General features: G+C 68.8%; 11 protein-coding genes. 2 read left to right on the forward strand and 9 right to left on the reverse strand.

Annotation, left to right across the window (positions count from 1 at the left end; all coding sequences use genetic code 11):
* Nucleotide 1 precedes the first annotated feature (1 nt).
* The 9 genes from MRBLWO13_RS19085 to coaA all read right to left on the reverse strand — a co-directional run bounded on the left by MRBLWO13_RS19085 (nucleotide 2) and on the right by coaA (nucleotide 7,834).
* Complete coding sequence (locus tag MRBLWO13_RS19085; protein ID WP_341975672.1) at nucleotides 2–538, reverse strand: hypothetical protein; 537 nt, start codon at nucleotides 536–538, stop codon at nucleotides 2–4.
* Nucleotides 535–1,611 (reverse strand): tRNA (adenosine(37)-N6)-threonylcarbamoyltransferase complex transferase subunit TsaD, encoded by a 1,077-nt coding sequence (tsaD, locus tag MRBLWO13_RS19090; RefSeq protein ID WP_341975673.1) that lies wholly within the window; start codon nucleotides 1,609–1,611, stop codon nucleotides 535–537. Before tsaD ends, MRBLWO13_RS19085 begins: the two co-directional genes overlap by 4 nt.
* Nucleotides 1,608–2,108, reverse strand: coding sequence for a ribosomal protein S18-alanine N-acetyltransferase (rimI, locus tag MRBLWO13_RS19095; RefSeq protein WP_341975674.1), 501 nt, complete (start codon nucleotides 2,106–2,108; stop codon nucleotides 1,608–1,610). The genes tsaD and rimI overlap by 4 nt, the downstream gene beginning before the upstream one ends.
* Nucleotides 2,105–2,728, reverse strand: a complete 624-nt coding sequence (gene tsaB, locus MRBLWO13_RS19100; RefSeq protein ID WP_341975675.1) for a tRNA (adenosine(37)-N6)-threonylcarbamoyltransferase complex dimerization subunit type 1 TsaB — start codon at nucleotides 2,726–2,728, stop codon at nucleotides 2,105–2,107. Before tsaB ends, rimI begins: the two co-directional genes overlap by 4 nt.
* 136 nt (nucleotides 2,729–2,864) lie before the next feature.
* Nucleotides 2,865–3,347 (reverse strand): tRNA (adenosine(37)-N6)-threonylcarbamoyltransferase complex ATPase subunit type 1 TsaE, encoded by a 483-nt coding sequence (gene tsaE, locus MRBLWO13_RS19105; protein WP_341975676.1) that lies wholly within the window; start codon nucleotides 3,345–3,347, stop codon nucleotides 2,865–2,867.
* A complete protein-coding gene (gene alr / locus MRBLWO13_RS19110; protein WP_341975677.1) occupies nucleotides 3,344–4,450 on the reverse strand; it encodes an alanine racemase in 1,107 nt (368 codons plus the stop codon). Before alr ends, tsaE begins: the two co-directional genes overlap by 4 nt.
* On the reverse strand, nucleotides 4,447–4,806 hold the full coding sequence (locus MRBLWO13_RS19115; RefSeq protein WP_341975678.1) for a holo-ACP synthase: 360 nt from the start codon (nucleotides 4,804–4,806) through the stop codon (nucleotides 4,447–4,449). Before MRBLWO13_RS19115 ends, alr begins: the two co-directional genes overlap by 4 nt.
* 148 nt (nucleotides 4,807–4,954) lie before the next feature.
* Nucleotides 4,955–6,802 (reverse strand): glutamine--fructose-6-phosphate transaminase (isomerizing), encoded by a 1,848-nt coding sequence (gene glmS, locus MRBLWO13_RS19120; RefSeq protein ID WP_341975680.1) that lies wholly within the window; start codon nucleotides 6,800–6,802, stop codon nucleotides 4,955–4,957.
* A 78-nt stretch (nucleotides 6,803–6,880) separates the two neighbouring features.
* On the reverse strand, nucleotides 6,881–7,834 hold the full coding sequence (gene coaA, locus MRBLWO13_RS19125; RefSeq protein WP_341975681.1) for a type I pantothenate kinase: 954 nt from the start codon (nucleotides 7,832–7,834) through the stop codon (nucleotides 6,881–6,883).
* Between the two features lie 40 nt (nucleotides 7,835–7,874).
* On the opposite strand from coaA, the gene MRBLWO13_RS19130 reads away from it, so the two are divergent.
* A complete protein-coding gene (locus tag MRBLWO13_RS19130) occupies nucleotides 7,875–8,618 on the forward strand; it encodes a low molecular weight phosphatase family protein (RefSeq protein WP_341975682.1) in 744 nt (247 codons plus the stop codon).
* Between the two features lie 230 nt (nucleotides 8,619–8,848).
* Nucleotides 8,849–9,359: hypothetical protein (locus tag MRBLWO13_RS19135; RefSeq protein ID WP_341975683.1), on the forward strand; the 511-nt coding region annotated here is incomplete at its 3' end.

Genomic DNA, 9,359 nt, shown 5'->3' on the forward strand with positions numbered 1-9,359 from the left:
GCTATCCGAGTCTCTCGAACTGCATACCAGCCCAGACCAGCCAGCCCAGGCTGTACACCATCGCGCACAGGCCGAGCACGAGCGCCCATCGTGCGATGGCTCGGCTCTCGACCGGGCGGCGCAGCGACATGATCGCCGCGATCACGGCGACGATCGCGACGGGAATGCCCCAGCCGACGAAGAACGAGGTGCCGAGCGCGACGATCGCGGCGAGCAGCGCCCACGGTGCCAGACGCGTGTCTTCGATCTCCGTGCCGTCGGTGCCCGTCGGCTCCCATTCGGCCGCCGGCGCTCCAACGGCGTCCGGGTCCGGCCCGCTCGCGACCACCGGTTCGATGCCGACCGGCCCCGTGGGCAGCCGCGTGTATCCGTCCCCTCGGGCCCCCGGGATCTTCGCCAGGCCCGCCGGTCGTTCGACCTCGCCGCTCGGGCGATCGATGCTCGTGTGCAGCGGATCCGCGATGGCGCCATCGGTCGACGCCGCTCGCTTCGACGCGTCGATGCCGTCGGTCCCCGCCGTGCGCGGTGCATCGGTCATGCGGGCACCTCCTCCACCGTCTCGGCCACCTGGATCTCGGTGACCGGCAGAGTCGAGTCGGCCCCGAAGGCCAGCGTCGACGGCCGTCGACCCGAGGAGATCAACTCCGCGGCGAGCGCCGCGATCATCGCGCCGTTGTCGGTGCACAGGGACAGCGGCGGAATCCTCACGGTGACGCCCGCGACCTCTGCGCGGGCCAGGGCGACCTCGCGAAGCCGTCGATTGGCGATGACCCCGCCGCCGAGCAGCAGCCGCGGCACGCCGAGGTCGACGCACGCGGCAAGCGCCTTCGTCACCAGCACGTCGACGACCGCCTCGCGGAAACTCGCCGCCACGTCTGCCACCGGCACCTCGACGCCGTCGGCCTCACAGCGCTCGACCCAGCGCGCCACCGCGGTCTTCAGCCCGGAGAACGAGAAGTCGTAGCGGTGCTTCGCCATGTCGGATGCGCGCGAGAGGCCACGAGGGAACCTGATGGCGTTCGGGTCACCGGACGCCGCAGCCCGGTCGATCTCCGGCCCGCCCGGGTACGGGAGAGACAGCAGTCGAGCGACCTTGTCGAAGGCCTCCCCCGCTGCGTCGTCCATCGTCTCGCCGAGCAGCTCGACGTCGCTGGTGAGATCGCGCACGTGCAGGAGCGACGTGTGTCCGCCGGAGACGAGAAGCGCGATCGTCGGGTACTCGAGCGGTTCGGAATCCGCAGTCAGGATGTCGGCGGCGATGTGCCCGACCAGGTGATTCACCGCGTATAGCGGCTTGCCGAGCGACACTGCGAGACCCTTCGCCGCGCCGACACCGACCATGAGTGCGCCGGCGAGCCCGGGGCCGCTGGTGACGGCGACGGCATCGAGATCTTCGAGTCGCACCCCGGCTTCGCTCAGAGCCTTCTCGATCGACGGCTGCAGCGCCTCGAGGTGCGCGCGTGCCGCGACTTCCGGCACGACGCCGCCGTAGCGGGCATGCTCATCCATGCTGGAGGCGATCGTGTTCGTCAGCAGCGTGCGTCCGCGGACGATCCCGATCCCGGTCTCGTCGCAGCTCGTCTCGATGCCGAGCACCAGCGGTCCGCTCATGTGCGGGTCTCCTTCACGGCATCCGGCTCCTGGGCCCCTGCGCTTTTCGAGGCACGCAGATCGAGCCGCATCACGATCGCGTCGACGTCATCGGGCTGGTAGTAGTGCGGGCGTCGTCCGATCTCCAGAAATCCCTCGGAGCGGTAGAGCCCCTCAGCCGCCGGGTTGTCCGCCCTGACCTCGAGGAACATCTCGCGGGCACCGCGCGCCACGGCCTCGGCGAGCAGCGCACGCAGCAGCGCGCGGCCTCGCCCGCCACCGCGATGCTCGGCGTCGTATGCGATCGTCTGGATGTCGGCATCCGCCCCGCCCGGGAGGGCGCGGATGCCGCCGTAGCCGATGACGTCGCCGTCCGCCTCATCGACGAGGTAGACGCCATGCGGGCTCGCGAGCTCGGCCGCCATGGTCTCGGTGCTCCACGCGTCGCCGGGGAACGAGCGGTTCTCGATCCCCATGATCGCGGCCAGATCAGCCGGACCAGCCGCGCGGAGCGTCATGATCCGACCCGCTTCAGGGCGCCGGGGAGCTTCACGTCAGGGGCTCGCAGATACAACGGCTCAGCGTCGGCGAGCGCACGGCCGGCGGCGTTCGCGTTCGCGCCGACACGGGCGAGATCGGCGGCGGAGAGCGCGTCGACATCGATCCGGCGGATGCCGCCCAGATGCGTGTCGGCGTCGATGCGCGGAAGCAGGATCGTTTCGGCCACGACGCGCGGAACGCCGTCGTCGTCCTTCCCGTCGAACACAGTGATCGCGACCTCTCTGCGGCGCGCGTCCGTGACGATCGCGAAAGCGCCGGTCACGGCATCCGTGTCGATGGCGGTGAGCGCGGCGGCGAAGTGACTGGGAACCGGAATGATCGGGATCGCTCGGCCGAGCGCGAATGCGCGGGCAGCGGCGATGCCGATGCGGAGACCGGTGAACGGCCCGGGGCCCATCCCCGCGACGACGTGGGTGATGTCGCCGGCGTCCGCCTCATCGAGGACGTTCTGGAGCAGGTCCCCGATGACCTCGGCATGCCCGAGCGGGTCGGCGGTCGCTGCTTCCGCTCGCAGCCGGCCGTCTGCATCGATGAGCGCGACGGCCGTGCCCAGGGAGGTATCGACGGCGAGGATCACCCTTCCAGGGTAGTCGGCGTTCATAACTCCGGAGATCTGCCCGGTGTGAACGTCACCATCGTCCGGATCGGACGATATCGCGACGTTCTTCCTGAGTTGTGAACCGGTGCCCGCTCGGAGTCTGCCCGCCGCGCCCTCAGCGTTCGACGCGCGCGATCGTGACGACCCGCGGAGCGTCGGCATCGAGATCCTCGTCGGCGAGGGCGTCGCCGGCGCCGACCGGGCGCTCCAGTTCGATGTCCCACCAGGCCTCGACGAGTTCCTCTGCCATGCCCCGCCCCCACTCGATCACGACGACCGACCGGGCGACGTCGAGGTCGAGGTCGTCGAGCTCGGATGCCGAACCCAGCCGATACGCGTCGACGTGCACGAGAGGCGCCCGACCGACCAGCGAGGGATGCGTCCGTGCGATCACGAACGTCGGGCTCTGCACCGGCCCGCGCACGCCGAGACCCTCGGCGAGCCCGCGGGTGAACGTCGTCTTGCCCGCCCCGAGTGGACCGGTGAGGATCAGCAGGTCGCCGGCCTGCAGCTGCTCGCCGATGCGAAATCCGAGCTGCTCCATGTCCTCCACCGTGGCGATGGTTCGGCGCCCGAGAAAAGCCGGATCGATGCTCACGACGTACGCCTCGGCACCCGCGGGCCGATGCGGGTGACGATCTCGTAGTTGATGGTGTCTGCGGCATCCGCCCATTCGGCTGCCGATGGCACGCCCAGCGTCGGATCACCGAACAGCACCACTTCGTCACCGACCGAGATGACGGTATCGCCGACGTCGATGACGAACTGGTCCATCGCGATGCGTCCGACGTTCGCGAAGCGGCGACCAGAGATCGCGACGTGCGCCTTGCCCGAGGCTTGGCGCGGAATGCCATCCGCATAGCCGAACGGGATGAGCGCGAGGGTCGTGTCCCGCTCAGTGCGGTGCGCGTAGCCGTAGGACACCCCGGTTCCGGCCGGCACCCGGCGCACCGCTGCCACGGCCCCGCGCAAGGTCATCGCTGGCCGGAGGCCCAGCTCGGCCGACGTGCGATCCTCGAACGGCGACAGGCCGTAGATCCCGATGCCGATCCGGACGGCATCGAGCCTCATCTCCGGACGATCGATGGCCGCGGCGGTCGCTGCGATGTGCCGGAGTTCCGGTCGGATGCCGAAGGCCGCCGCGGCGGCCACCCCCTCCTCGAACTTCTCGAGAGCGGCGCGATCGTCGTCGAGCGAGGTGTTCGAGAGGTGGCTGAAGAGCCCCACGATGCGCAGCCGGCCGATCCGTTCCAGTCGCGCAGCCTCGGCGAGCACGCGCCCCCAGTCGGCGGGAGCGATCCCGTTGCGGGACAGACCGGTCTCGAGCTTGAGATGCACCGCGACCGGCTCATCGACGTGCGCGGCCGCGGCGGCAGCCTCGAGCTGGTCGAACGAGGAGATGCCCACCTCGATGCGCTCGGCAGCAGCCTGTTCGAACCGCTCTCCCGGGGCGTGCAGCCACGCGATGATCGGCGCGTGCACGCCCTGCCGGCGCAGCTCCAGGGCCTCCGGGATCTGCGCCACGCCGATCCTGGTGGCGCCGGCCGCGAGCGCCGCGACAGCTGTAGCCGCCGCACCGTGCCCGTACGCGTTCGCCTTGACGACGGCGATGACCTCGACGCCGGTGAGGCGGCGGAAATGGCGGGTGTTGTCGGCGATCGCATCGAGATCGATCGTCGCCTCACGGAACGGCACAGTCACAGTGGGTCTCCTTCGGCGACGACGAACGCGGTGGCGAGGCCGGCGTCGTGCGACATGGTGAGGTGGAGATGGAGGATGCCGCGCGCCACGACGACCTCGGCCGTCGTACCGCTGAGCACGAAATGCGGCTTGCCTGAGGCTTCGGATGCGATCTCGATCTCGGTCCAGTGCACGCCGTCCGACCCGCCGAGCGCCTTGATGAGGGCTTCCTTCGCGGCATAGCGGGCGGCGAGCGAGGGCAGCCGCAGGCCTTGTTCGCTGGGCGCAAACAGCCTCTGCAAGAGCTTCGGCGTGCGCTCGAGAGTCCGCTCGAACCGCGGGATGTCGACGAGGTCGATACCGGTCCCGATGATCACCCGTTCAGCCTACCCGTGGCGCGTTCTTGACCCGGCCTGTCCGCCGAGACCCACATCTGCTGCCGAGACCCACACGAAAATGTGTCGATACGCGTGGGTCTCGACGAGAAGTGTGGGTCTCGACGACGGAAGGCGAAAACGCCGCGACCTACTCGACCGTGACGGACTTCGCGAGGTTGCGGGGCTGGTCGACGTCGAGGCCCTTGGCTGTGGCCAGCGCCATGGCGAAGATCTGCAGCGGCACGACGGCGAGCAGCGGCTCGAACATCGGACCCGCCAGCGGGATGTGGATGACCTCGTCGGCGAACGGCAGCACGGCGGCGTCGCCCTCCTCGGCGATCACGATCACCCGAGCGCCGCGGGCGCGGATCTCCTGGATGTTCGAGACGACCTTCGCGTGCACGAGTGCCGAGTGCCGCGGCGACGGTACCAGCACGAACACCGGCTGACCGGGCTCGATGAGCGCGATCGGCCCGTGCTTGAGCTCACCGGCGGCGAAGCCCTCGGCGTGGATGTACGAGATCTCCTTGAGCTTGAGCGCGCCCTCAAGCGCGATCGGGAAGCCCACGTGGCGGCCGAGGAACAGCACCGAACGCGTGTCGGCCATCCAGCCGGCGAGCTGCGTGACGTGCTCCTGCTCCTGCTCGAGCACGCGTGCGATCTTGTCCGGAAGCGCGAGGAGCTCGGCGACGTCGGTCGAGGCATCCGCGATGGTTCCGCGCACGCGACCCATGTGCAGGCCGAGCAGCAGCAGCGCGGTGATCTGTGCGGAGAACGCCTTGGTGGAGGCGACGGCGACCTCGGGGCCGGCGTGGGTGTAGACCACGGCGTCCGACTCGCGCGGGATCGTCGCGCCCTGCGTGTTGCAGACGGACAGCGTGCGAGCGCCGCGCTCACGCGCGTACTTCACTGCCATCAGCGTGTCCATGGTCTCGCCGGACTGGCTGATCGAGATCACGAGAGTGTCGTCGCCGATCACCGGGTCGCGGTAGCGGAACTCGTGGGCGAGCTCGACATCGACCGCGACGCGGGCCCACTGCTCGATCGCGTACTTGCCGACCAGGGCGGCATAGGATGCCGTGCCGCACGCCGTGATGATGATGCGGTTGATGCCGATGAACAGGTCATCGAGCCCATCGAGTTCCGGAATGACGACCTGGTCGCCCTGGATGCGTCCGCGGATCGTGTTCGCCACGGCCTCGGGCTGTTCCGCGACCTCCTTGGCCATGAACGACGACCATCCGCCCTTCTCGGCAGCTGCGGCATCCCAGGACACATCGAAAGGCTCGGCCTCGACGGGGGTGCCGGCGAAGTCGGTCACCGTGACGGCGGACGGCGTGATCGACACGATCTGGTCCTGGCCGATCGCCAGCGCCTTGCGCGTGTGCTCGACGAAGGCGGCGACGTCGGAGCCGAGGAAGTTCTCACCCTCGCCGAGGCCGATGACCAGCGGCGAGTTGCGACGAGCACCGACGACGAGGCCCGGCTTGTCCTGATGCATCGCGAGGAGCGTGAAGGCGCCTTCGAGGCGGTTCACGACGTTGCGGAAGGAGAGTTCGAGGTCTCCGCCGTTCGAGGCGTACTCCCGGCCGAGCAGGGCCGCAGCGACCTCGGTGTCGGTCTCGCTGCGGAAGGAAACGCCGTCGGCGAGCAGCTCGTCACGGAGCGCCGAGAAGTTCTCGATGATGCCGTTGTGGATGACGGCGAGCTTGTCGTCGTCAGCGAGGTGGGGGTGGGCGTTGACGTCGGTGGGTCCACCGTGCGTCGCCCAGCGGGTGTGTCCGATGCCCGTCGTGCCGTCACCGAGAGGCGCGTCGGCGAGCGATTCACGCAGCATGCTGAGCTTGCCGGCCTTCTTGCGCATCCCTAGCGTGCCGTCGCCGTCGATGATGGCGACACCGGCGGAGTCATAGCCGCGGTACTCCAGACGGGCGAGGCCGGCGATAAGGATGTCCTGGCTGGGCCGCGGGCCCACGTATCCGACGATTCCACACATGGGTTCAAGAATAAGCGCGACTTTTTGCGAGGGTTCTGAACGAACCGGGATGCCGAGATCGCTCGGCTGGCCGGCGGATCAGAGTTTGCGGAGCAGCACGCTCTCGACGTCGTGATCGGCGCCCTTGTTCAGCACGAGCCGTGCCCGGTGCTTCGTCGGAAGCACGTTCTCGACGAGGTTGGGCATGTTGATCTCGTTCCAGTAGCCCAGCGCTGTCGTGATCGCCTCGTCATCGGTGAGGTGCGCGAACACATTGAAGTACGAGGACGGGTTGCTGAACGCCCCCTGGCGCAGGGCCAGGAAGCGATCGACGTACCACTTCTCGATATGCGAGGTGTCCGCATCGACGTAGATCGAGAAGTCGAAGAGGTCGCTGACGGCGACGTCGTTCGGCGCCGGTGGCGGCGAGAGCACGTTGAGCCCTTCGACGATGACGACATCGGGGCGGCGCACGACGACGTGTGCATCCGGCACGATGTCGTAGCGCATGTGCGAGTAGAACGGCGCGCGCACCTCGGGCGCACCGCTCTTGACCTCGGTGAGGAAATCGATGAGCGCGCGCCGATCGTACGACTCAGGGAACCCCTTGCGCTCCATCAGTCCGCGCCGCTCGAGCTCGGCGTTCGGGTGGAGGAAACCGTCGGTGGTGACGAGTTCGACGCGCGGCGTGCCCGGCCAGCGGCTCATCAATTCGCGCAGCAGGCGGGCGATCGTGGATTTGCCGACCGCGACGGATCCGGCGACGGCGACGACGAACGGGGTCGTGGCGTCTTCCTCCTGCAGGAACGCACTGGTCGCCGCTCCGAGCCGTTTCGTCGAGGTGGCGTAGAGACTGAGCAGTCGACTGAGCGGCAGATACACCTCGCGCACCTCGTCGAGTGACAGCCGATCGCCGATGCCGCGGATCTCGACCACCTCGGTCTCGGACAGCGGCTGATCGATGTCGGCTGCGAGCCGGGCCCACTCCGCTCGCCCGATCTCCCGGTATGGGGACAGCGGCAGAGTCGGGTCGACGGTGGTCACGGGATACATCGTATCGGCGCGTTCGGCCAGGAAGTCCTAGGCTGTGCCTATGCACGCTTCTGATCGCGAGGCGGCGCGACTGGGGATGACGCGTCGTGAGCGAAGAAGATCGCTGGCAGCGGCGTCACCCGACGCCGAGGCTGCGACACGATCCCCCCTGTCTTCGCTGTTCGACCCCGCGCCCGAGGACGAGCACGACCGTGAAGGCACGCCGTCGATTCTCACCGTCTGCACCGGCAACATCTGCCGCTCTCCGCTTGCCGAGGTGATGCTCCGTGCATCCCTGCGCGAGCTCGGCATCGCCGTGTCGAGTGCCGGCACGCATGCTCTGGTCGACCACGGGATGACGGCGCAGGCGCGTGAGCTGGCGGTTCAGGGCGGCGCCCGCGAGCAAGAGGCGCTGCACCACCAGGCGCGACTGCTGACCGAGCGGATGCTGCTCGAGGCGGACCTCGTGCTGACGATGACCCGGGAGCATCGCGGCATCGCGGTGCAGCTCACGCCCAGCCGTCTGCACCGGGTTTTCCCCGTGCGTGAGTTCGCGCGACTGGCTGTGAGCCTGTCGGATGACGACGTCCGCCGCGCTGCGGATGTCGGGAGCACTCCGCGCGCCCGCCTCGGGGCCGCAGTCACGGCGATCTCCCATCGACGGGGCCTGTCGGGTTCGGCATCCTCGGCCGACGACGTGATCGACCCGTACCGACGCGATTCCGAGGTGTACCAGCAGTCCGCGAGGGAGCTGTTTCCGGCTCTCGTCGAGGTCGAGCGCGTCGTTCGGCTGGCCACCGCCTGACGACCGCGCCGCACGCGCGTGTTCGATGGGGCGCAACGCGCCTCCGGCGTGCCCGCGTGGTTGTACTCTGACGATGACAACTGACCGCTCCGCCCTCGGCGGAGCAGCCGCCCGCCGACCTCCTCCCCGAAATGGCCACACTGAACCCGTCGCACCTTCTTCAGACGCACTTGGGACAGGACGCCCATCGCAGCGGACTGGTGTCCAGTCGTGTCTTCCGGTCGGTGTGCGTGAGTCGGTTGCGCCCGCTTCCGGGCGAGTGGACATGGATGCCGCCGGAAGGTTCTTCGGCATACGCGGCGCTCATCATCGCCGCCGAGGGTCAGACCATATCGACTCCGTCCGCCGTTCCGACAAGAGCTCTCTTCCTCCCACCGGTGACCTCGGCCACGATCGTGTGGAGTGAACCGGCCGATCTGATCGCCGTGTGGCTGCCGCCGGATGCCGTCGCGGAGCTCGCGAACGCGTCTTCGGCGAAGCCGTCAGCGCTCCCGGACTCTCCCCTTCTCACAGCTGTGAGCGCCTTCGCGACCTCTCTCGCCGGCGCCGTGCAGGACTCCTCGGGGGTGGCACGCTACGCGATCGAGCGTTTGCTCGTAGAAATGGCCTTCGGCGCCCTGCTGGAGCGGCATTCCTCGGACAACCTCACGGTGGCCGCGGCACCGCTCATCGAACGGGCACGGTCGGTGATGATGGCGCGGCGAGAGGACGCCACGTTCACTGCCGTACAGCTCAGCCAGG

This window comes from Microbacterium sp. LWO13-1.2 (assembly GCF_038397725.1).
Classification (GTDB): Bacteria; Actinomycetota; Actinomycetes; order Actinomycetales; family Microbacteriaceae; genus Microbacterium.

Coding starts and splice junctions, on each gene's coding strand:
- tsaD (WP_341975673.1), bottom strand. CDS start 1,611: ATGAGCGGACCGCTGGTGCTCGGCATCGAGACGAGCTGCGACGAGACC.
- rimI (WP_341975674.1), bottom strand. CDS start 2,108: ATGACGCTCCGCGCGGCTGGTCCGGCTGATCTGGCCGCGATCATGGGG.
- MRBLWO13_RS19130 (WP_341975682.1), top strand. CDS start 7,875: ATGCACGCTTCTGATCGCGAGGCGGCGCGACTGGGGATGACGCGTCGT.
- coaA (WP_341975681.1), bottom strand. CDS start 7,834: ATGTATCCCGTGACCACCGTCGACCCGACTCTGCCGCTGTCCCCATAC.
- glmS (WP_341975680.1), bottom strand. CDS start 6,802: ATGTGTGGAATCGTCGGATACGTGGGCCCGCGGCCCAGCCAGGACATC.
- MRBLWO13_RS19085 (WP_341975672.1), bottom strand. CDS start 538: ATGACCGATGCACCGCGCACGGCGGGGACCGACGGCATCGACGCGTCG.